We start from the raw sequence: 24420 nt of genomic DNA, 5'->3' as shown, positions 1-24420 counted from the left end.
TAAGCGATGCAACGATACTTTGTATCTGTGGAACAATTCAAGGACGATACAGTAGAGATTACTGGGGATGATGCGAGACATATCACGAAAGTGATGCGTGGTAAGGTAGGAGATAAGATCATTGTAAGTGATGGTCTATCTCGCGAAGCGTTAGTTGAGTTAGCGGTATTAGAGCAAGATCTAGTTTCTGCTAATATCGTTGAACATCTCGATATGTTACAAGAAGCACAAGTGAAAGTTACTGTAGCACAGAGTCTTCCCAAAGGGGATAAGATGGAGACGGTTATTCAGAAGTGCACAGAAATCGGCGCGGTGTCCTTTGTACCATTTCTTTCAGAACGGACCATTGTTCAGTATGATTCGAAGAAAGAAGAGAAACGTCTAGACCGGTGGCGTAAGATTTGTAAAGAAGCTGCTGAGCAAAGTCACCGTAATATCGTTCCGGTCGTTGAGCCTTCAATGACATGGTCTCAGCTTATGAAATCATTTGCAGGATATGATGCCGTATATTTCTGTTACGAGAAAGAGCATGGGTTACAATTACGTGATGCTCTGACTCCCTTTATCCAAAGTATAACAACAGGTAGCGCACCTAAAGTGCTTCTCATGGTTGGTCCAGAAGGCGGATTTAGCGAAGCAGAATGTCGTAAAGCTGAGGAAGCGGGCGCTATAAGTGTAGGATTAGGACGTCGGATTCTTCGCTGTGAGACTGCCGGTATGGTTGCCCTTTCCTGCATATTATACGACTTTGGTGAAATGGGCGGAGTCTAATGTACGCCATACACCATCCATAGATACTTGCGGACAATCACACGTTTTAGCGACAATATGGACAGGGATTTCATTTCCACGTTAGCGGAAATGAAATCCTTGTTGTTATTATTTTTAATAATATGGAATATTGGGGGTCATCATCTATGGCACGCAAAGAGATCTCAGCAGGTGGCGTCGTGTACATGAAAGAGCAAGAGGGTCTTCGGATACAGCTTATACTGGACCGTTATGGCAAGATATCCTTACCGAAGGGTAAGATGGAGCTTGGAGAGACGATCGAAGAGACCGCTCTACGTGAAATTGAAGAGGAGACAGGCATACTTGGAGAAATTGTCTCCCCTGTAGATATCATCGCGTACACGTATCAGAATTCCGTTTATGGTGAAGTTAATAAGGAAGTACACTATTATCTAGTGGAAGCCAAGGGTGGTCAACTGAAACCGCAGGTTGAAGAGATCAATGAAGTGTCATGGTACGATTCTAAGATGGCTTGGAATCGTCAGCAAAAGAGTGGATATCGTAATAATGATGCTATTCTAAGGAAAGCCCTTTTGCTACTTGGAGTAAATGTCTGATAAATCTATTTTGGTAAACGATGATCTATTCTTCTCCAGAATGGGAGATAACATATGGGAAGTGCTATAAGTGAACATAGGATGTTAAATATCGTCTGAGAATGGGCTATTTGACTACCCAAATCACTGGAAATCCAAGCCGACACATGATGTAATTGTTGAATAAAAGGCATGAATAAAGCTGCACCGCCAACGTTCAATACGACATGAGTCCAAGCGACAAATTTGCCTGAGGGAGTACTCCCTGCTGAAGCAATAACGGCTGTAAGGCAAGTACCTATGTTGGAACCAAGGACGATAGCGATACCAACCTCTACTGGAAGGGCTCCGGAACTAGCCAGTCCCATCGCTAGGCCGATGACCGCTGCACTACTGTGTATAAGAGCGGTTAGGCAAGCTCCAGCGGCTACTCCCCAGAGGACATTCTGAGAGGCGCGCTCGATGAACCATGCGAAGACACCATAGGTATCCAATGTGGGTCCAATGGATTGCATGACACGAATGCCAAACATGACCAGTGCAAATCCAGCTACTGCGAGAGAAATGTACTGTATGGGCTCGTAGAGATGCTTGAAACGGCGAAGTTTCCATGAATTTCGATCGTTAGTGATCACAGCGATGGCCCATATCGTTAGGGCTAGAAGTAGTAGAGGTGCTGCGATCTGTCCGATCTGTAAACCGATTAATTCGGTCGTTAGACAGGTGCCGATGTTGCTACCTAGAATGATACCAATTGTTCTAGCGTAGGTGAGTAGACCGGCATTTACAAGACCCATGGTGATGACAGTTACTGCCGTACTACTTTGTAGAATGGCTGTAATTACTGTGCTGAACAACATGCCTTTGAGTGGGGATGCGGTTGCTTTTCTTAGGAAAGAGGTCAAGAAGGGACCTGCCCAACGTGCTAAGGCGATTTCCATGACCTTCATACCAAATAGAAAAATGGCGAGTCCGTATATAATGGGGAAAATAATAGATTGGAACATGGAATGAGTCTCCTTTAGTGATTCTTGTCCTATGATTTACTTATATGTTCATGGCTGTACAGCCATGACAAACATGACAGAACCTGTGGTGACAACGAGTGTTCATACAGGTAAATATTAGGGAGTGAAGTATAGTGGCATCAGTTATTTTACATCGCAGTCAGAAGAAAAGATTAGAACAAGGGCATCCTTGGGTATACAAAAGTGAAATCGCAACGGTAGAAGGGGAACCAGAAGCAGGACAATTGGTGAACATTCTTAATCATCAGAAGCGGTATCTCGGGACAGGTTATTATAATGATGCTTCACAAATCACGGTCAGAGTCGTTTCTTACAAACCGCTGGAAGCAATGGATAAAGCCTTCTTTGTTGATCGTTTCCAGAACACGCTACAGCATCGTGAGCGGTTCACCAAGGGAGAGACAGCTTACCGATTGGTCTATGGTGAGGCGGATTTCTTACCTGGTCTAATTGTAGATCGATTCGGTGATATACTTGTCATCCAATTGTTAACGCTTGGCATGGACGTATGTCGTAATGATATTGTGGAAGCGTTAGTACAAGTCATGAAACCACAGGGAATTTATGAACGCAGCGACGTATCTGTGCGTGAATTGGAAGGCTTGGAACAAGTGAAGGGGCCATTGTATGGAGAGTGTCCACGCCATGTGACCGTTCGCGAGAATGGTCTTGCCATTAAAGTCGATATTGTTGAAGGGCAGAAGACAGGTTATTTCTTCGATCAACGTGAGAACCGCGCTTCGATTGAGCCTTTAATGACAGGTTGGGGGGGAAGAAGTGGCATCACTGTTCAGGACGTTGAACAAGATGGAGTCACGAAGGAACTACCTGTGAATAAGAGTGGCAGTGTTGTTACATTCCCTTATTGGGATGGAGCTACAGTGTTAGAGTGTTTCTCACATACAGGTAGCTTTACACTACACGCTTGTAAATATGGAGCTAAGAAGGTAACTTGTCTAGATATTTCTCAACATGCCATTGAGAGCGCTCAGGAGAATGTTGATCTAAATGGGTTTACAGACCGAGTAGAGTTCGTTGTAGATGATGCTTTCCAATATCTCCGCACACAGGTTAAGGGTGTCGATGAGAGGGAGAAACGATCTACTCCGGGAACAGGAAAGAACAAGGTAGATACTTCTAAACCAATGACCCCAGGTGTGGGTAGAACATGGGATGTTGTTATTCTCGATCCTCCAGCATTCGCTAAAACGAAGAGTGCAGTTCCTGGGGCATCTCGCGGTTATAAAGATATTAATCTTCATGGAATGAAGCTCGTAAATGAAGGTGGATTCCTCGTAACAGCAAGTTGTTCCTACCACATGCGTCCAGATATTTTTCTGGAGACGATCCAAGATGCTGCATTAGATGCAGGTAAGATTCTTCGTCTAATTGAGTGGCGTGCAGCCGGTAAAGATCATCCACAGATTCTAGGTGTAGATGAAGGTCACTATCTTAAATTCGCAATCTTTGAAGTGCGTAGTAAATAATGTGAATCACAGAGCATTGATTTTGGAATAATTCTCTAATCAAAAAAAGCATCCTTTTCTCAATTTAATTGAGAGAAGAATGCTTTTTTTCTGTCGCATTATTACATGAGAATCCATCAAGACTACCTTGATAGAATGCTACAGTCTGGATTGTACGAATTTGTTATAGGATAAACAAAAAGAAAATGATTTCTGACACATAGAGATATCCTATTCTCTAATAGAAGATGTTGATCGAACTTCAATTGACTTGAATGGAAAATATATGATAATTTTAAGACGGATTTTAATCCCTCACGTATTTGATGAAAGTCAGATGAATGTAGAAGTTGATTAGAATTTAAGAAAAAATGTGACTAAACAATACGTAAATACTCATTATTCATGTAGGAATAATATTAATTAATATTTAAAAGTGGAAAAATGCTCTAAGGGCGATAGGGAAGCAAGAGAATCCGCGGATAGCATTAATACGAAATATTGAATTGATTTATACTTAAGGAGGCTAATCGATGGGAATTGTTGTTCTTTACGGAAGTTCTCGAAGACACGGAAATTCAGACACACTAGCTGATTTATTAGTCGAGGGCTTGGATGCGGATCGAATCTATTTGTCGGACTATAATCTTCAACCCATAGTAGACTATCGTCATACTGAACCTGGAGCATACCCGGATGATGATTACCATAAACTAATGGACAGAGTATTGGAGCAGGATACGATTGTGTTTACGACACCGATCTACTGGTATGGCATATCAGGCGTTATGAAAACCTTTGTAGACCGTTGGTCTCAAGCATTACGTGAAAATAGGGGACATTTCTTAGCGAAAATGTCTGCCAAAAAAGCCTATGTTATCGCTGTTGGAGATGATGAACCTCATGTGAAAGGACTACCTCTTATCCAACAATTCCAATATATTTTCGATTTTACAGGCACCAAATTGGATGGGTATATTATTGGAGACGGAAACAAGCCGGAATCGATTCTAGAGGATGCTGCTGCGCTTGCGAGTGTGGAGGAATTACGGAAAAGAATCACGCTTAAGGGCTGAATATATCGTTACTTACTTAATCCACTAAGGATTGAACTTGGTGGATTATTTGTGTTTGAATTTACGACCTAGTCGAACTACCATTTTTCGTCATCTTTATACATCAAGATGGATATAATCTATCAGTTCAGGGTCAAAGCCGAGTGTGTTATAATTGAGCTTAGCGGTAGTGAAGCGATTTTATTGTAATTTCATGGAAATGTACCTCGCATATTGGTATTATTGGTCGTTGGTATACTTCCATTTTACTATGTAATGCATCGGTGCATTTTTGTTTTTTTATATAAATTTGAGATCTAAATATAAAGGAGGCATCCCATGTCGGTTCATTTTCTATTAGGACGTTCGGGAAGCGGTAAGACCACGAATATCATGCAAGATATCTCTACACGACTAAGTAGAGAACCTCAAGGTAAACCTATGATTCTTCTCGTGCCTGAACAGGGCTCTTTTCAAGCTGAACACGAATTGGTTACATCAGGTTCTATCAACGGGATTGCCCGGGCACAGGTGCTTAGCTTCCAACGTCTAGCTTATCGGGTCATGCAAGAGACAGGTGGATCGGCACGTGTAGGTATTAGTGAAGAAGGAAAAAGAATGCTACTCTACAAAATCATCCAAAGGCGTAAAGATGAGTTGAAGCTATTTGGTCCATCGGGTGATCAAATGGGATTCGTGGGTCGTCTTAGTAAACTCTACACGGAAATGAAACGCTATTGTATTGATGCTACACATGTAGAGGAACAGATATCACGGATGCACGTAAACGGATCGGGCACCCCAATTTTACGAGATAAGCTAGGAGATATTCTAACGCTCTATCGTGATTTTGAGCAAGAATTATCGCCTTTATATATGGATAATGAAGATCATTTAATGACACTAGCTGAAGCGATTCCGAATTCTTCTTATGTGAAAGATGCAGACATCTGGATTGATGGTTTTCATGGGTTCACTCCACAAGAATTTATCGTGTTGCAGCAATTAATATCGTGTGCTGCTTCTGTAACGATAGCACTTACGCTGGATAAGGCATTTGCCCCAGGGATGTTACCTCATGAATTGGATTTATTCTATCCATCCGCGACCACCTATGTGAAGTTAAAAGGAATGGTTACAGAATTAGGTGTGGACTCAACAGATATTTTACTGAGACCGGATAATCTTCCAAGATTCAAAGATAGTCCCGAACTTGCTCATCTCGAACAAGGGTATGATCGTCGAATTCCTTGGCGCAGTGAAGTAGATCATGAAAATCTGGATCAACATGGCGTCTCTATTCATGTAGGGGTAAACCGTCGTGCAGAGGTAGAGGGAGCACTACGTGAAATGCTTCGACTCGTTCGTGAGGAAGGGGCAAGATTTAGAGATATCGCTATTTTTGTACGCCAATTAGGAGATTATGAGCCTATCTTGGGTCCGCTTTGTCGGGATTATGGCGTTCCCTTCTTTCTTGATCAGAAGCGGAGCGAATTGCATCATCCATTAGTGGAGTTCATTCGATCTTCCCTTGATATCGTGAATCGCCGATGGAGATATGAAGATGTATTTCGCTGTATCAAGACTGATTTACTACTCCCGTTAGATGGTTCGTTAGACCGTACGGATATGGATCGGTTAGAGAATTACGTATTAGCATGTAGCATTCAAGGGTATCGCTGGACAGATGGACGTCCGTGGAGAGCGATTCCTAGTCTTTCACTTGAAAATGATGCAGTGGATCGACAGAAGAACGGTGAGCAGTTACTTGAGTTGATGGAACGCTGTCGTGCAGCGGTAAGTGGACCGTTGTTTTCTTTTGAGAAGAGATTAAAGGCAGGAAAGACGGCTCGTGATCTTTGTACAGCAGTATATCTTCTATTGGAGGACGCGGGTGTTCCACAGAAATTGGATGCCATGAGCCATGAAGCATTAGAGCTGGGTCAACCAGAAGAGGCACGAGAACACCGTCAATTATGGGGTGCTATTCTAGATTTACTTGATCAAATTGTGGAGTTAATGGGTGAAGAGAATATTGGTGTGGATCTATTTACAGGGATACTAGAAACAGGGCTAACGGAAATGAAGTTGTCTTTGGTGCCACCGTCCATTGATCAAATATTAATTGGAAATATGGACCGTACGCGTACAAGTGGTGTGAAATATACGTTTCTACTAGGGTTCAATGATGGCGTCGTTCCTGCAGTGATTCAAGAAGATGGAGTACTGACGGAACAAGAACGTATGTTATTAACAGATACAGGTATGGAGCTTGCTCCGAGTATTTCGCGCAAGTTGTTAGATGAGCGGTTTCTAATCTACAATGCGTTAACTTCAGCAAGTAAACATGTATGGATTTCTTATGCATCAGCCGATGAAGAAGGCAAAGTCCTCTTACCTTCGGAAGTGATCAGGCATATAAAGAAGATGTATCCTTTGTTAAAGGATGCTCCACTAGCAGGACAACCATTACGTGAACAATCACTTTTAGAACAACAAGGTTTTGTAACGAATCCGGAAGTGACGTTGAGTCATTTAATTGTACAGCTACGTAAGTGGAAGAATGGTATGGAGATTGCTGATTTCTGGTGGGAAATCTACAATTGGTATCTTCAACAAGCGGATTGGCGTGAACCTCTGTCCATGTTGCTTCGTTCGTTGTTCTATGTCAACGATACACAACCGTTGGATTTGGGTACGAGTCGGAGGTTGTACGGATCTAAGGTAAGAACCAGTGTGTCTCGGATGGAGAAATTCGTAGCTTGTCCATTCTCACACTTTGCTTCGCATGGCCTTAAGCTGAAGGAACGTCAGATGTATCGCTTAAAGGCGCCTGATATTGGTCAATTGTTCCACTCAGCATTAAGTGATATGGCTACACAATTACAGAATCGCAGTGTAAGCTGGGGAAGTTTAACGGCTGACGAATGTCGGCAGGAAGCAAGCATCGCAGTGGATCGCTTAACACCACTTTTACAAGGAGAAATCCTGCTTAGCTCTAAAAGATATGCGTATATTTCAAGGAAATTGAAGAATATCGTCGGAAGAGCTTCGATCATTCTTGGTGAACATGCAAGACGAGGGAACTTTGAGCCTATTGGTTTAGAACTTGATTTTGGCCCTGGGAAGACGTTACCTCCCTTAATTTTTCCACTACCGAATGGTTCAGTCATGGAAGTTATAGGTCGAATTGACCGTGTAGATATGGCGCAGGGAGCACAAGGGATGATGCTGAGGGTTATTGACTATAAATCCAGTCAGAATGATCTTAAGCTACATGAGGTGTATTATGGATTATCGCTTCAACTATTAACCTATTTGGATGTGTTATTAACGTATTCGGAGGAGTGGTTGGGCGCAGCGGCGATACCAGCTGGCACACTATATTTTCATGTACATGATCCATTGTTACAATCTGCGAATGGCATGAATGCTGAGCAAGCAGCCGATGAACTGCTCAAGCGTTTCAAAATGAAGGGGCTTCTGCTATCCAATCGTGAAGTAGTTGCACAGATGGACACGTCCCTAGATAAAGGGCATTCAGCCATACTGCCTGTCGCTGTAAAGTCCGATGGTACATTCTATAGCAGTGCGGCAGTGGCAACTTCGGAACAATGGGATAGTCTATTATCTTCGGTTCGGAGCAATATTGTGAATATAGGAACACGGATTACGGAAGGCGACGTCAAGATTGAACCTTATCGGATTCAGCATGAGACGGCCTGTACGTTCTGTTCCTATAAGCCGGTCTGCCATTTCGATGAAAATGTTGAAGGTAACCATTATCATATCATGGGCAAACCGAACAAATCGCAAGTATGGGACATGCTGTCAAAGACACAAGGAGGAGATACACCGTGATCGAAATGGTTAAGCCGGAAGGTAGTATGTGGAGTGATGATCAGTGGAAGGCGATTTCGCTTAGTGGTGATCATATTCTTGTGGCAGCCGCAGCAGGTTCTGGAAAAACAGCCGTGTTGGTTGAACGAATCATACGCAAAATTATGAACGAGGAACAAGGATTTAGTGTAGATAAATTACTCGTCGCCACATTTACGAAGGCAGCAGCGGCTGAAATGCGCCAGCGGATTCGTGAGGCATTGGATAAGGAGTTAGAGAAAGAGCCTGATAATGCTCACTTACGCCGACAGCTTGCATTGTTAGGGAAAGCATCGATTACAACACTTCATTCATTTTGTATGGAAGTGATTCGTCGTTATTATCAATGGATTCCTTTGGATCCAGGGTTCCGCATCCTCAATGAGAATGAAGCTGAATTGTTACGTCAGGAAATTCTGGAGGAATTATTTGAAGAGAAGTATGGCGAGGCAGAGGACGGGGGGATCTTTCTACGACTTGCTGATTGGTTCAGTGGTGAACGTAGTGACGACGCGTTGTATCTCCTCGTGCAGAAGCTATACGACTTCTCGCGTAGTCACTCTTGGCCAGACGAGTGGTTGCGTCAAATGGCGTCAAATTTCTCCATTTCTGATTCGTCTGAGCTCGATGACAGTCCTTGGGTGAAGAGTATTGTGAAGGATGCTAGGTTATCTATGGCCGGTGCGGCAGGGTTGTTACATCAAGCTATTTCTATAGCGATGTTACCCGGCGGACCTTCACCGTATGTAGATAATTTAAGAGATGATTTGGAAATGGTCGAATCCCTAAAGGAATGTCTTGAGGATTTCCCTTGGAATGCTCTTTATGATGCTTTCCAAACGATCTCATTTGGTAAATTGAAAAGTTGTCGTAAAGATGAGACAGATCCTGATTTACAAGAACGTGTTAAAGAACTAAGGGATAGTGTGAAGAAAATATTGAATGATCTTAAAAGCTCATTGTTCGGTCGATCCGCAGAGACGTTCATGTCAGAACTTCATGAGGTTGCTCCTGTGATGGCTGAGTTATCTGAGGTTGTTATTCTGTTTGGTCAACGTTATCAAGAACAGAAGCGAGCTAGAGGGCTCGTGGACTTCAGTGATCTAGAGCATTACTGCTTGCAGATTCTGCGACATCCGGATTCGTCTGTTGATCAACTTCTTCCATCTGATGCTGCGATTGAATATAAAAAGCACTTTGACGAGGTTTTACTGGATGAATATCAAGATACCAACAGTGTGCAGGAGGATATCGTGAATTTGATCTCCCGCGATCAGCCAGGGAATCGGTTTATGGTAGGAGATGTCAAACAAAGTATCTATCGATTTCGTCTAGCAGACCCTGGGCTTTTTCTGGACAAGTATGGCAGATATGGTGTGGAAGGCGACGAAGGTATCGTTATCGATCTTGCTCGAAATTTTCGCAGTAGACATCAAGTATTGGATGCAGTAAATGTACTATTTCGACAAATGATGGATGAGACTGTAGCAGAAATCACCTACAATGAGCGGGCTGAGTTAGTATACGGTGCATCATTTCCTGTTACGAAAGAAAGTGAGAATGATTCCACATTTACCCCAGAACTATTACTGATTGATCGTGGGAATGGTGGTAAATCAGGCGAAGTCGAGGATTCAGAGGGAGAAGAGAATACCCTTTTAAAAGAGGGCGAGTGGGTGGAGATGGAGACCGCTCAACTAGAGGCACGAGCCATTGCAGCTAAGATAAAGGAAATGACAGGGGAAACCGGAGAACCTATGCTCATTTACGATAAATCATTAAAAGCGATGCGTCCTGTTGCTCATGGCGATATCGTCATTCTTCTTCGGTCTGCTTATATTTGGGGACCCCTGATCATGGAAGAGTTGCGACAACAAGGTATTTCTGCTGATGGAGAACAGAATCAAGGTTATTTCGAGGCGACAGAAGTTGCGATCATGTTATCTCTACTGCAAGTGATAGATAATCCTCAACAAGATATTCCATTAGCGAGCGTTCTACGATCACCTATTGTTGGGTTAACGGAGGAAGAATTAGCGCAGATCCGATTGTGTGCTAGTGGTCCTTTCTATGAAGCTGTGATAGCAGCTGCGGGCATAGAGAAGGATTACGAAGGACATGTGAAGCAGGATACTCAATCGCCGATTCATAGTGTGAATGAAGAATTGGCTGCGACATTAGAAGAAGTTCCTATTATTATGAACGAAGCGCGAACTCTTCAATCGGACAATAACAAGACTACAGATATAAAGGATATTTCTTCTGAGCTACGATATAAAATGCAAGAGTTTCTAAGAAAATTAGAAGGTTGGCGAAAAGAGGCCCGTCGAGGAAGTCTAGGAGACCTCATATGGCACATATATGGTGAGACTGGCTATATGGATTGGGTAGGTGGATTGCCTGGAGGAGGGCAACGTCAGGGCAATCTGACAGCTCTTTACGACAGAGCTGTTCAGTATGAACAGACAACAGCATCGCGTGGTTTATTCCGTTTCTTAACGTTTATCGCGCGGCTCCGTGATCATGGTTCTGATCTAGGTAGTGCCGGAAGATCAGATAAGCAAGATAACGCAGTCAGAATTATGACGATTCATAAGAGTAAAGGGTTGGAATTTCCAGTCGTCTTCTTAGCGGGAATCGGAAAGACATTCAATCAACAGGATTTGAATTCACCCTTTCTAATGCATAAGGATCTGGGATTTGGACCGAAGTTCGTGGATCAAGAGATGCGGGTAAGTTATCCCACTTTGCCTAACCTTGCGATACGCCGCAGATCGCAGCAAGAACTGCTTGCTGAGGAGATGCGGGTGTTGTATGTAGGATTAACACGTCCTAAAGAGAAATTAATACTTGTGGGTACGCTTAAGGATCTTACTAAAAAAATATCATCATGGACGCAAGTTCAGAGTCATCAACCTTATATGTTACCTGATTATGTGTTGTCGAGGGGACGCAGTTATTTGGATTGGATTGGGCCAGCACTGATTCGCCATCCCGATGCAGAAATACTGAGAGGAATTGGGGGCGTAGCGGGACCAACTTCTCAAGTATTGAATGGTGATCCTTCATCGTGGATGGTGTCGATTCTTTCAGCAGATGAACTTTCACAAGGTTTAATTGCGGGTACGGATGGAGATCAAGGGGTTTCTGAGAATCGTGAACTGAAGTTACAGGCCATGTTGAATAGAGATGCCATACCGTTGTCAGCAATCGAGAATAGCGATGGAACAGCCTCAATCGAATCTACTGATATTGAGAATAAGCTTGGATGGAAGTATCCATATGCTATAGCTACTACACTATCCGCCAAAACATCCGTAACTGAGATGAAGAAGTTGCTCTCCTTACAGGATCTTCCGTCTTTGGATTGGGTAGAAGAGAAGAAAGCTCAACATCGCGAAGAGTCCACCTTGCAGCTTCGACGTCCTAAATTTATGGAAGAGAAAAGCATGAGTCCAACAGAGCGGGGAACGGTGTATCATACGCTAATGCAACATATTCCACTTCAGGGAGAACCCGTGAATACCTCAGTAGTTCAAGAAACCATTGATCGACTTGTTGAGCTACAGATCGTGACCAAGGAGCAAGGAGACATGATCGGTTTGGATGAAGTTGTAGCAATGTATGATAGCGAGATGGGAACAAGATTACTTGCTGCAACATGGGTTGAGCGAGAATTACCTTTTAGTTATGCGCTCTCGGCAACAGAAGCCCATCAAGGTCTGAATTTTGTGAAAAATCTATCGCAATCTGATGAACAGGAATCATTAATGACTGCAAGAGAATTGGATCATGAGACCGTGTTAATCCAAGGGGTTGTAGATTGTATTTTCAGAGAAGATGGGAAGTTGGTTCTCCTGGATTACAAGACGGATCGAGTTCTGGAACAACGTGGCGGAGTTGAGGCTCTAGTAGAACAATACCGTTTCCAATTAGAGCTCTATGGCAAAGCATTAGAAGATATTATGGGTGAGCCTGTAAGTGAGAAGTGGTTGTACTTCTTCGATGGATCACATTTGGTTCAGATATAATTCGGGTAGGTAAGAGATTAGGGGGAGAAATTAAATGCGAATATTGCATACAGGCGATTGGCATTTTGGACGAACATTGGAAGGGCGAAGTCGGTTGAAAGAGCAGGAGGATTTTGTTGATGAACTGGTGCGAATGGCAGATGATCAACAGGCAGATCTCATATTAATGGCTGGGGATGTGTATGATTCTGTCAACCCTCCAGCTATGGCAGAGCAGCTATTCTATGAGGCTTGCGCAAGGTTAAGTGAGGGGGGGAGACCACTTGTAGTAATAGCGGGCAATCATGATCAGCCTGAGCGAGTGGCTTCAGTATCGCCCTTGGTGACTCGACAGGGTATTACGCTTGTTGGGCTTCCAGCGGCGAATGCTGTGACGATTCATACACCTCGTACAGGAGAAATTGCTAAAATTGCTGCGGTCCCTTATCCATCGGAAGCTCGACTTAATGAATTGCTAGTATCAGAGGGGAATGAGGATGACCTGCGTCAAGCCTACAGTGCTCGTGTCGGTAAATTAATGAGTATGTTGTCTCGTGAATTTACACCGAAGACGATCAATTTGGCGATGAGCCATATTTATGTATTAGGTGGCGTGGAGACGGATTCTGAGCGTCCTATTCAGGTTGGGGGTGCTTATACCGTCGATCCATCTGCTCTATCCATCGGTGCGCAGTATACGGCCCTAGGACATCTCCACAGACCTCAGGCTGTAAAGGGGGAGGGGATGATTCGTTATAGTGGATCTCCTCTTGCCTACAGCTTTTCAGAAGCCGGACAAGCCAAGTCGGTTGCGATGTTGGATATATCACCCGGAGGACAGCCTGTTCTCGAAGAATTATATCTATCTTGTGGCCGACCACTCGTTCGTTGGAGAGCTAAAGGTGGTCTTGAAGAAGTCAATCGCTGGCTGGACGAGGGACTGGATGAACGTGCATTTATTGATTTGGAAGTATCTTTGACTGAAGCGTTATCTCTTGCCGAAATCCAGAGACTCCGTAAGAGCCGCGAAGGATTAATCCATATTCGCCCGATTTATCCAGACATGGACGTGGTGGAGATGGAAATCGAGCGTTCGCGGATGCCTTTACATGAAATTTTCCGTAAGTTCTATCAGCGACAGACGGGGGGAGCAGTGCCTGATGATGGACTGGTACAATTGTTCCTTGAACTTGTTGAAGAGAATGGGACCGTTCAGGAAGAAGGGGATGCACAATGAAGCCAATCACTCTAAAACTTGCTGGACTACAAAGTTATCGTGAACCGCAACAGATTGATTTTGACGATCTTACGCAAATGGGGTTATTCGGGATATTTGGTCCTACGGGTAGTGGGAAATCGACCTTGCTTGATGCAATAACGCTTGCGTTGTATGGCAAAGTGGAGCGGGCCGTCAACGGAACACAAGGAATTATGAATCATTCGGAAGATTCGTTGTTTGTATCCTTTACTTTTGAATTGAATTCATCTGAAGGACCACAGCAATATCGTGTAGAACGTCGTTTTAAGCGGACAAATGAATTATCAATAAGTAATACCATTAGTCGATTTATTGAGGTTACGCCAGACGGGGATCAAGTGATGGCAGACAAATTGGCAGACGTCACTCGCTGTGTAGAAGATAAAATCGGACTCAAAATGGATGATTTCACACGAGCTGTCGTTCTACCTCAAGGGAAGTTCGCTGAATTCTTGTCATTGAAGGGAAGCGAGAGACGGCAAATGTTGCAACGTCTATTTCATCTCGAGCAATATGGTGATCAACTGGCGTTGAAGCTAAGCCGTCGTGTGAAAGAGAATGAAGCTGCTCTTCAGAATATTGTGGCAGAACAGCAAGGTCTGGGGAATGCAGGCAATGAGGCTTTAGAAGATGCTAAGAAGCAACGGATTGAAGCTATTGCTGAAGCCGAGGCTTCTCGAAGTAGATTGGATGAAATTACAGCCCAAGCAGCGCAGTTGGCTAAAGTGTGGGAATGGCAAATTGAACGTGATCGCAGCCAGGCACAATTAGTACAACTTGGAGCTTTAGAAAATGAAATTGTTATGTTGGAAGACAAACTTTTTAAATCGAGTGTTGCGCAGCATCTGATGCCTTTGCTTACGCAAATGCAGGAGAGTAAGCAAGAACATGTAGACCGTGAAGCGAAGTCTGCATTATTGAATATTGCATCAAAAGAAGCTGAGCAATCATCCATTCTTGCCAGTCAGACGGATGATGCTACACAGCTCATATTATCCACTGAAGAACCGAAGCTACTGGTTCGTCAAGAACAGTTGGAGCAAGCGTGTAAGCTTCAACAGGAACGAGATCATCTGCGTAGCGAGTGTGATGAACTTGAGAAGAAGATAGCGGACGTTGTGATCACGCAGTCTGATCTAAATGGCAAGCTACTGAAAGAGAAGGAGCTACTTAGTAAGGGGCAGACAAGACAGGCTGAATTACAGGCAAGCTTAAAACCATTAGAGACTAAATCCCAAGAGCGGGAGTTCATTCATAAAGCGTTACAGCGCAAACAACATGTTCAGTCAATGGAGGAGCAGCGGGAAAGCATAGCGCTAGAATTTTCGAAACAGGAGAAAATAGTCGCTGAAATAACTGCCAAGTTAACTGGCTCTGAGCGAAATTTAAAGATTAACGAGGGAAATCATGAGTCCTTTTTGCTACAGAGTTCTTCCCATATGTCTGGATTAATTGTTCAGGAAGCTACGGTAGGTCAAGCGGTTCTTAGACTCGCTTACGAAGAGGAGCACTTACGTAAAGAACTCAAAAGTTCGGAGATTCATGTGCTATCGCTGACTTTAGCAACACAATTACAAGCAGGGCATCCATGTCCTGTGTGTGGATCGGAAGAGCATCCTAACCCGACAGGAGCTGCTGAAAGCTCCGAAGATCTTATGATCCAGACTTCGCAAATGGATAAGATACGTCTAATACAATCCCAACTTCAAGAACATCGACTAACGTTTCGCCAACTTATGAATGAGAGCCGAACGTTAATAGATCAATCTGGAATAACGCTTCCTGAACTAGATGATTCCCATGTAGCCGTGGCGAAGGAACAGTTCGAAATTGGCGAAGAAACTTCGATTCAATTCTCAGATTTATACTGGACAGAAATAATCGAACAGCTGGAAGAGGCATCTCTGAATCTTACGGAAATGACTGCGAACCTGCGACAAGAAGCGACAGAAATGAAGCAGCAGCATGATACACTTCAGCAACAGCATATGAAATATTCGGCAGAAGGAGAAGCGTTAAGTAGTGTTCACATGGATACGAAGGTTAAGCTTGAGCGAGTAACAGCTGAATTATTGAAGTTACAGCAAGAGTGGACGCAGGAATTTCCAGATCTCCCTATGGACGAACTTGACCAAAAGTTTCAGCTTATGCAGAAGAAAGATACGGAAGTTGAAACGATCAAGGAGCGGCTAGAGATCAGTGTTCCTTTCCTAGAGACCAAATTGTTAGCTGTTAAGTCCCTAGAACAACAAATTGGGGAGTTAGATAAGGATCTTATCCAATGGAATACAATTTGGCATGCAAAAAGTGAACTGCTGAAAGAGAAAGTAGAACGACTCTTAGCTTGGGTAGGTGAGAGTTCAGCGGAAGTGTTACTTGAGGCATGTATTCAGCAACTCCACCAGGTAAGAGCGAAGGCCGCGCAAGCGAAGAATGAGCGACGTATAGCAGAGGAATTGAAGAATGAAGCCATCAAAGCTGCTGTTATAGCACAGCAGGCTGTGGAATCGGCAGAAGTTCACTATAAAGCAGCAGAAAGTCGTTGGGAGCAGAAGTTAGAAGCCTCATCCTTATCGACTGCGGATGAAGTTGTAGCTTGTTGTCTACAACGTGAAGAAGAGCTTAATTACACAGATCGAGTAAGGAAGCATCGTGAGAATGAGCGAGAAGTTACGCTACAGCTTGCGCATGTCGAAGACAAACTTTTTGGGAATTCTATCACCGAAGAAGAGTGGAGTATGTGCAAGTCTCAATTGGAAGAATACCGAAAGAGTGATGAAGCGGCAATCCAATGGAAGGCTCGCGCAGAACGTGATCTAGAAGACGTAGCACAGCGACACGCAAGATGGGCGGAGTTGGAGGATACACGTGTAGAACGTCAGTCTAAAGGGGGACAACTCTCTAAGCTCCAATCTTGTTTACGGGGTAATGCCTTCGTGGAATATATTGCGGAAGAGCAGTTAATGCAGGTCAGTCAAGCTGCGTCTCAACGCCTTCTGTTTCTCACTAGACAACGTTATGCACTAGAGGTGGATTCAGGTGGTGGATTCGTGATTCGCGACGATGCAAATGGAGGAACACGTAGACCTGTATCCACGTTATCCGGGGGTGAAACATTCCTGACATCCTTATCTTTAGCACTTGCCTTATCGGCTCAAATTCAACTTCGTGGTCAATATCCTTTACAGTTTTTCTTCTTGGACGAGGGATTTGGAACACTAGATCCAGAATTGCTTGAGATGGTCATTACTTCATTGGAACGCCTTCATAGCGACCATCTATCGGTGGGCATTATTAGCCATGTACCTGAACTACGCGCGCGATTACCTCGTAAATTAATAGTGATGCCAGCAGAGCATGCTGGAGGGGGATCTCGATTAGTTATGGAAAATATGTAGAGATAAATATGGTTGTGATGTCTGTCACAGTAACAGTAACAAGCTGCTGTTATAATACAGATAATAACCGACATCACTTTGAGAAGTACCTCGGCGGACTTATGGAAGGGAGATGGATTTCCCTGTCATAAGTCCGTACGTCAAGCAGCTTTTTTGCAAGCTGACTGGGTGCTTCTTCTTTTTTTTATTCTTTTTTTGATGTTATTCAACCTATTAATCAGTATCCATTCGCCTAGACCTGAATATGATGGTAGTAAATCATGGAATATTTAGGAGGACTAGAAGAAATGGAAAAGGTTGAAGCTAAGCAAATGTGTCACCATCACATGCATCGTTATGTGCGAGTGGTCATTGTGGATGGAAGAAGTTTTGATGGTTTTGTAGACAATGTGGATGATACCCACCTACATTTAGCGGTACCGGTTGGTCATGAAATGTATTGTGATCATATGGATAATGCTAGTATGCCACATGAGAACATGGCTCCTGTTGGAGGATGTGGATGTAATACGCATCAACCGACACCGTATGGAACACACCAAGCACAGCAAGTTTATGGCAATCCATCTTTTGGATCCAGTGGATATCCAGGTGTAGATGTACGTGCTTTTGTCCCAGGATACTATTCTCCTGGATTTGGCTACAATCCATACGGGAGACGACGCTTTAATCGTTTGCTATTGCCGTTAGCAGCTTTGACTGCCATTTCTATCTTGCCATTTTATTAATAATACAATTACTGTTTGAAGGGGGAGGTCCTAAGGTCGGAACGATGGCCCTAAGGACCTGCCCCGTATTCTTTTTATTCAACATACGTTTTGTTTTGACTAAGGACATTGGACGAGCCTATTCTTTATCCAGTATGATAAAATAAATAAAAGTTAGTTGAGGGGGCAATATAGTGGATTGTTTATTTTGTAAAATTATAGAGGGAAGTATCCCTAGTAACAAGGTGTTTGAGAATGAGAATATTGTGGCATTTCACGACATACAGCCTGCGGCTCCTATACATGTATTAATTATTCCCAAAGTACATATTGCTTCCATGAATGAAGTTTCTCCTGAAAATATGCCAATTATTGCAGAGATTCATCAGGTAGCACAGAAACTTGCAGTAGATTTAGGTATTGCTGAATCGGGATTTCGACTCATTAATAACTGCGGTCGTGACGGTGAACAAACCGTGCACCATATACACTTTCACCTGCTTGGAGGGGCCAAGTTAGGGGCTCTAACAGGCATCTCTAACTCCCATCAATAAGGGTATGGAAAAAAGTGTATTGTATCAGATTACGAAAAAAATAGCTGTAAGGTTGACACCTTATTTCACTATCACCTATAATAAAAGTTGATGAACCGTGTTAATACTCTTGGACGGTCTGGTCGGAGGGAGGGAAAACTGGTGTCTGAAACGAAAGTTCGTAAAAATGAGACAATCGATGCTGCACTTCGTCGCTTTAAACGTTCCATCGCTAAAGATGGCGTCTTGGCTGAGGTGAAAAAACGTAAACATTATGAAAAGCCAAGCGTTAAGAAAAAGCTGAAGTCTGAGGCTGCTCGTAAGAGAAAGTTTTAGGGGGATTTAACAACTATGAATCTTAGCGAGCGATTGAACGAAGACATGAAACAAGCAATGAAGAGTCGCGATAAATTCAAACTCTCCACTATTAGAATGATTCGTTCGACAATCATGAATCTTGAAATAGATTTGAAAAGAACTTTGGATGATTCCGAGGTGCTTGATATCCTAGGTCGTGAAATCAAACAGCGCAAAGATGCCCTCCAAGAATTTGAAAAAGCAGGACGCGATGATCTATCCGCTAATGCAAAAGCAGAAATCGAGATAGTCGGCCAGTATCTTCCCGCTCAGCTTACTGAAGAAGAAATTAAAGTCATTGTACAGCAGACCATCCATGAAACCGGTGCTTCTTCGAAAGCCGAAATGGGGAAATTAATGAGTGCCCTGATGCCTAAGGTTAAGGGACTCGCTGACGGCAAGCTTGTTAATCAAGTAGTTCAACAATTTCTGCAATAAACAATAACGGAACATCCCTCGATTTTTGAGGGGTGTTTTTTATTTTTTGAAACTTCAACAGGCATAGAACGTAGTAATAAGGATAAGTTGGGTACATAATATAGACTTAAGTTGGATATGAATACGACAGAAAGGAGGAAGGGATTTGACGAATATCAAAAAGAAATGTTCGCTTTTTGTCATGAGTCTACTCGTCATGGTGCTGATTCTCCCTGTTTTAGGTCAAATGGGAACAGCCTTTGCAGCGCCTGTATCTCCGACAGAGACTAAATCGGGGACTGTGTATATTATTCCGATTGACCAAGATATTGAAAGAGGGCTTCAGAAGTTCATGGAGCGGGGATTTACAGAAGCTAAAGAAATGAATGCGTCCCTCATCGTGCTGGAAATAAACACGCCTGGTGGAAGGATAGATACAGCCCATAATATTGTTGACATCATTCGTAAAAGTGAAATTCCTACGGTCGCATACATACGAGGAGATGCTGCTTCAGCAGGAAGTTATATCGCCTTAAATGCGGATAAGATCGCTATGGCGCCGGGTAGTATGATTGGTGCGGCGGTACTAGTCGATGGCATTACAGGTAATCCTATTGAGGATCCTAAGCTAGTGTCCTATTGGAAGTCGCTTATGTCTAGTGCAGCTGAGGTAAGTAAGCGTGATCCAAAGATTGCTCAAGGTATGACAGATGTGAACATGGTTGTTGATATGCCTGAAATTAACGATACGAAAGAGAAGGGCGAGATCATCTCACTGACTAGCGAACAGGCAATGAAAGTGGGGTATTCAGATACCATTGCGAATACGACGGATGAGGTCGTTAATTGGATGGGTTACTCGACGGATGATATGTTTCGTGTCGAACAATCAGGTGCTGAGAAATTTTCTGAGTTCTTAACGAATCGGATTGTGATGACTTTACTCCTGTTTATGGGAATTGCCGGAGTGATCATTGAATTGATTGTTCCTGGATTTGGAATTCCTGGGATTCTAGGTGTTACTGGATTCGTGCTCTATTTCTTTGGTAACTATGTTGCGGGATTTGCTGGGTCGGAGACGTGGGTGCTCTTTATCATTGGGATCATCATGTTGGCACTTGAATTGTTTATTCCAAGCTTCGGGATACTAGGATTACTTGGGTCAGCAAGTCTTATTGTTGGTGTAGTACGGGCAGCTTATAGTACTTCTCATGTCGCGTTATCATTAGGAATTGCAAGTGTCTCTGCACTGATCGTAATCATCATAGTAGCGATAGTGTTCAAGAAACGTGGCATATGGAATCGTTTTATATTGAATGACACGTTAAGTAAAGAAAAAGGGTTTATTCCGTCGGTAAGCCAAGAGAATTTACTTGGCAAGAATGGGGTTAGCGTTACACCACTTCGTCCTGCGGGAACCGTATTAATTGATGGAGAGCGTTTTGACGTCGTCACAGATGGAGAGTTTATCGGTACTAACATGACTATTCATGTTGTGAAGGTTGAGGGTTCTCGTATTGTCGTTAAACCAATTGTTGATTAGCGTTTAATCAAATATAGATTATGGAGGATGAATCAATTTATGGATACAACATTAATTCCTATTTTGTTGATTGCTGTTGTGGTAATCATTGTGTTAAGTGTATTCTTCAACTTTTTCCCAGTTATGCTATGGATTGCTGCCCTGTCATCAGGTGTACGTATTAGCATTATCACATTAGTTGCGATGAAATTGCGTCGTGTTACACCAAGTAGAATTGTTAACCCAATGATTAAGGCAACAAAAGCTGGCTTAGGGCTTGATATAAACCAGTTGGAAAGCCATTATCTGGCAGGTGGGAATGTAGACCGCGTAGTCAATTCATTGATTGCCGCTCAGCGTGCTAATATTCCATTGGAATTTGAACGTGCTGCTGCCATTGACCTGGCAGGTCGTGATGTACTACAGGCGGTTCAAATGAGTGTCAATCCACGTGTCATTGAGACGCCTACGGTTGCTGCAGTTGCGAGAAACGGAATTGAAGTTAAAGTTAAGGCGCGTGTTACCGTACGTGCGAATATCGATCGTCTAGTCGGTGGTGCCGGTGAAGAAACGATTATTGCTCGTGTAGGGGAAGGTATTGTTACAACTGTCGGATCAAGTGATTCTCATAAAAATGTATTAGAGAATCCAGATATGATTTCTCGTACGGTTCTTTCTAAGGGATTGGATGCAGGGACGGCTTTTGAAATCTTATCCATTGATATCGCGGATGTTGATATCGGTAAGAATATTGGAGCATATCTACAAACTGAACAAGCAGAAGCTGACAAGAGAATTGCTCAAGCGAAGGCTGAAGAACGTCGTGCAATGGCTGTAGCTCAAGAGCAAGAAATGAAGGCACGTGTCATTGAGATGAGAGCGAAGGTTGTAGAAGCTGAATCAGAAGTACCTTTAGCAATGGCAGAAGCACTACGTTCTGGACGTCTTGGTGTAATGGATTATATGAACCTCAAAAATATCGAAGCAGATACTCAAATGAGAGGATCTATCGGTAAAACTGGTGACGGTGGAGATAGTTCTAACACTCCCAAAAAATAATAAGTAGGGAATGATGTATCCCATGGATTATATTTGGCTCATAATTGCTGCTTTAGGTGTTATCTCAGCGATAACAAACAAAGGGAAAACAAAGTCAAAGAATAACCCTAGCAGTATGCCGACATTTGGAGGGAATGGAGAACAATCACCAGATCCTATATTCACTAGAGAAAGTGATGACTCTGTTAGGGATTTCTCTCCAGGTCCGGATTACAAGACGGGTGAAGGCGTTTCTCAGATGTGGGAAGATACGATACAAAGTCGAAATCTTGAAATGCAAAAAGATATTGATCGTGTCACGGCAGCTTTAGATAAAATTTCTACACCCTCTTCCACAGAGTGGAATGCTTATGATAATTCTGATGAGGAATTAAAGCAGTCCAATTCATCAAGCGCGGTGAACCAAACGGTGAATGGCATTATTTGGTCTGAGATATTGGGACCTCCACGTGCCAAACAACCATATAATAACCGGCAGTCCTAGAATAGTTTAGATACGATAGTTGTACAAAGAATGGCAGGTCAAGGGAATCCTTGTTCTGCCATTCTTTTTGTTTCGACTATTATTATTGTGAAATTAGGGTTTCGTATTTATTGACCTTGAGTACTCCACTTTGATGGGACGAACTATCGGATCAGTTTCTAATTTTTAATTTATCAACGGATCCTGATCAGGAGCATAGGGCTCCTAATTACGCCTTTGAGCCATTTGGAGAACGATGGATAGAAATATGAGTCGACGTTATTCAAATCTTGTAAAAGCTCCTCCACGCCCCTCTAGTAATGGGTTGATGTATATAGGGGCTTTTTTTCATTCTTGATATTATTTTTTGAAGTATTTCTTGAGCAATTGCTTTCATAAAAAGGTTGTTCCCCGCATAAGGTTTAAAGTACAGGAAGGGGGAAGGCCTCCGTATGACCCGGATCAGTCGCAAACTTCGTAATTGGACTTATGAGAAACTAGATTTGCCTCAGGACATTGTGTTTAATCTCCCTCGGTTAACTATGGTGGGTAACAAAGAACTCTTTATCGAGAATCATAATGGTGTGATTCATTTTTCACCAGATAAGTTAATTCTTGCACTTACTCAAGGATCGCTTGAGATAGAGGGATCGGAACTTATGATTCGGTCTATTTTACCCAAGGAAGTGTTGATAGAAGGAACAGTTAAGAATATAAAATACATAGAAACGGAGGAGAGTCATTGAAAATCCCAACATTAGTCTATTGGCGCGGATATGTCGGAATCACAGTTAGGGATGGACATCTGGAATCATTTATTAATGCTTTAAGCCAGATGGGCATTCCGGTGTGGGATGTTAAACCGTCTCCATTACAGTCGCTTGAGATGAAAGTGTTATTGTCTGATTTCCATGCTCTCCGCCCTCTTTTGAAACGGACAGGCTGCCGCATACATGTTAATACACGGATAGGATTCCCCTTTCAATTGGTGAAGTTGAAGAAACGTCGATTTTTTGCTGTTGGCATAGTAGCTTTTTTTGCAATACTTTTCCTTTTATCCTCTGTTATATGGGATGTGAAAGTCGTAGGTAACGTTAAGATCTCAACAGATGATGTACTTGTGGTAGCCAAGAAAGAGGGGATTTACCCACTTCAATGGATATTTCGATTGAATCATTTGGACGAGTTGTCACTGCAAATAAATAGGAAGTTACCTGGAACAGCCTGGGTTGGCGTAGATCGTAAAGGAACTACAATTACAATTCAAGTTGTAGAATCATCGATACCTGAGACAAAACCGTTGCTTAGTCCAAGGCATTTAATTAGCAGAACAGATGCGGTAGTTACAAGTATTTATGCAGAACAGGGTCTTCCTTTGGTTGCAAAGAACAGTAGGGTTAAGAAGGGACAAATCTTGATCTCTGGTTTGTTAGGGGATGAGGAAAATTCCCAGTCTGTCGTTGCTAAAGGTGAAGTGAAGGGATTAGTGTGGCATGAGTACAACATTGAAGTGCCCACTGTGCAGAAACGTAAAGTATATACAGGAGAAATTAAGAACAAAAGTTATCTTGTACTAGGTAATCGTGGGGTACAATTATGGGGCTACGGCAAAGTTCCATATGCTAAATATGATGTTGTAACGGAAACAGATCCTCTCACTTGGCGATCCACCAAATTACCAATGGGCTGGATGACCGAACATGTGATGGAAACGGAAGAGAGAAGCGAAGTGATTACGATAGAAGAAGCGAAAAAACAAGGAATAGAAGGCGCAATTCGTGACATTATAGCGAAATACGGTAGTGATTCAACCATCATTAGCCGAAAAATTTTGCAAGAGAAGAAAGAGAATGGTAAAGTTTATATGAAAGTTCTTTTTGAAGTGGAAGAAAAAATCGCTGAAGAGTTACCAATAGCGTATAACCAAGGAGACTGAGGCT

Annotated in this window: 18 protein-coding genes; 17 read left to right on the top strand and 1 reads right to left on the bottom strand. The window is 42.9% G+C overall.

The features are described 5' to 3' along the window. Positions 1–6: 6 nt before the first annotated feature. The gene (locus BW961_RS14275) at positions 7–771 is read left to right on the top strand and encodes an RsmE family RNA methyltransferase (protein WP_068587671.1); all 765 of its coding nucleotides are present in this window, start codon (positions 7–9) and stop codon (positions 769–771) included. Between the two features lie 146 nt (positions 772–917). After that, positions 918–1349 (top strand): NUDIX hydrolase, encoded by a 432-nt coding sequence (locus tag BW961_RS14270; RefSeq protein WP_068587669.1) that lies wholly within the window; start codon positions 918–920, stop codon positions 1347–1349. A 5-nt stretch (positions 1350–1354) separates the two neighbouring features. On the opposite strand, the gene BW961_RS14265 is transcribed toward BW961_RS14270, so the two are convergent. Continuing rightward, positions 1355–2335 (bottom strand): Na/Pi cotransporter family protein, encoded by a 981-nt coding sequence (locus BW961_RS14265; RefSeq protein ID WP_068587666.1) that lies wholly within the window; start codon positions 2333–2335, stop codon positions 1355–1357. A gap of 134 nt (positions 2336–2469) precedes the next feature. On the opposite strand from BW961_RS14265, the gene BW961_RS14260 reads away from it, so the two are divergent. The 15 genes from BW961_RS14260 (at position 2470) to yqfD (ending at position 24416) form a co-directional block, all read left to right on the top strand. Continuing rightward, positions 2470–3843, top strand: coding sequence for a class I SAM-dependent rRNA methyltransferase (locus BW961_RS14260; RefSeq protein WP_068587664.1), 1374 nt, complete (start codon positions 2470–2472; stop codon positions 3841–3843). Positions 3844–4355: 512 nt separating this feature from the next. Further along, entirely contained in the window at positions 4356–4898 is a 543-nt protein-coding gene (locus BW961_RS14255) for a flavodoxin family protein (RefSeq protein ID WP_068587663.1), read from the top strand. A 318-nt stretch (positions 4899–5216) separates the two neighbouring features. Then, positions 5217–8738, top strand: coding sequence for a helicase-exonuclease AddAB subunit AddB (gene addB, locus BW961_RS14250; protein ID WP_068587661.1), 3522 nt, complete (start codon positions 5217–5219; stop codon positions 8736–8738). A gap of 5 nt (positions 8739–8743) precedes the next feature. Continuing rightward, positions 8744–12787: a helicase-exonuclease AddAB subunit AddA gene (gene addA, locus BW961_RS14245; protein ID WP_068588109.1), complete on the top strand. Its 4044-nt coding sequence runs from the start codon at positions 8744–8746 to the stop codon at positions 12785–12787. A 34-nt stretch (positions 12788–12821) separates the two neighbouring features. Beyond that, positions 12822–14003 (top strand): exonuclease SbcCD subunit D, encoded by a 1182-nt coding sequence (locus tag BW961_RS14240; protein ID WP_068587658.1) that lies wholly within the window; start codon positions 12822–12824, stop codon positions 14001–14003. Next, complete coding sequence (locus tag BW961_RS14235) at positions 14000–17422, top strand: AAA family ATPase (RefSeq protein ID WP_068587656.1); 3423 nt, start codon at positions 14000–14002, stop codon at positions 17420–17422. Before BW961_RS14240 ends, BW961_RS14235 begins: the two co-directional genes overlap by 4 nt. A gap of 287 nt (positions 17423–17709) precedes the next feature. Then, positions 17710–18150: a hypothetical protein gene (locus BW961_RS14230; protein ID WP_244555960.1), complete on the top strand. Its 441-nt coding sequence runs from the start codon at positions 17710–17712 to the stop codon at positions 18148–18150. A gap of 173 nt (positions 18151–18323) precedes the next feature. Then, complete coding sequence (locus tag BW961_RS14225) at positions 18324–18683, top strand: histidine triad nucleotide-binding protein (RefSeq protein WP_068587651.1); 360 nt, start codon at positions 18324–18326, stop codon at positions 18681–18683. Between the two features lie 141 nt (positions 18684–18824). Further along, the gene (gene rpsU, locus BW961_RS14220; protein ID WP_036657994.1) at positions 18825–18998 is read left to right on the top strand and encodes a 30S ribosomal protein S21; all 174 of its coding nucleotides are present in this window, start codon (positions 18825–18827) and stop codon (positions 18996–18998) included. Between the two features lie 15 nt (positions 18999–19013). After that, positions 19014–19457 (top strand): GatB/YqeY domain-containing protein, encoded by a 444-nt coding sequence (locus tag BW961_RS14215; protein WP_068537703.1) that lies wholly within the window; start codon positions 19014–19016, stop codon positions 19455–19457. 181 nt (positions 19458–19638) lie between these two features. Then, on the top strand, positions 19639–20979 hold the full coding sequence (locus tag BW961_RS14210; RefSeq protein ID WP_068588106.1) for an NfeD family protein: 1341 nt from the start codon (positions 19639–19641) through the stop codon (positions 20977–20979). A gap of 39 nt (positions 20980–21018) precedes the next feature. Next, complete coding sequence (gene floA / locus BW961_RS14205; protein WP_068587649.1) at positions 21019–22017, top strand: flotillin-like protein FloA; 999 nt, start codon at positions 21019–21021, stop codon at positions 22015–22017. 22 nt (positions 22018–22039) lie between these two features. Next, a complete protein-coding gene (locus BW961_RS14200) occupies positions 22040–22501 on the top strand; it encodes a hypothetical protein (protein WP_068587647.1) in 462 nt (153 codons plus the stop codon). Between the two features lie 431 nt (positions 22502–22932). Beyond that, positions 22933–23226 carry a sporulation protein YqfC gene (gene yqfC, locus BW961_RS14195; protein ID WP_068587646.1) on the top strand — a complete coding sequence of 98 codons (294 nt, stop codon included), beginning with the start codon at positions 22933–22935 and terminating at the stop codon, positions 23224–23226. Beyond that, on the top strand, positions 23223–24416 hold the full coding sequence (yqfD, locus tag BW961_RS14190; protein WP_068587644.1) for a sporulation protein YqfD: 1194 nt from the start codon (positions 23223–23225) through the stop codon (positions 24414–24416). The genes yqfC and yqfD overlap by 4 nt, the downstream gene beginning before the upstream one ends. The last annotated feature ends 4 nt before the right edge of the window (positions 24417–24420 follow it).

It is taken from the genome of Paenibacillus macquariensis, assembly GCF_900156375.1.
Classification (GTDB): Bacteria; Bacillota; Bacilli; order Paenibacillales; family Paenibacillaceae; genus Paenibacillus_AQ; species Paenibacillus_AQ macquariensis.
This window is presented reverse-complemented; position numbering and strand designations above follow the sequence as displayed.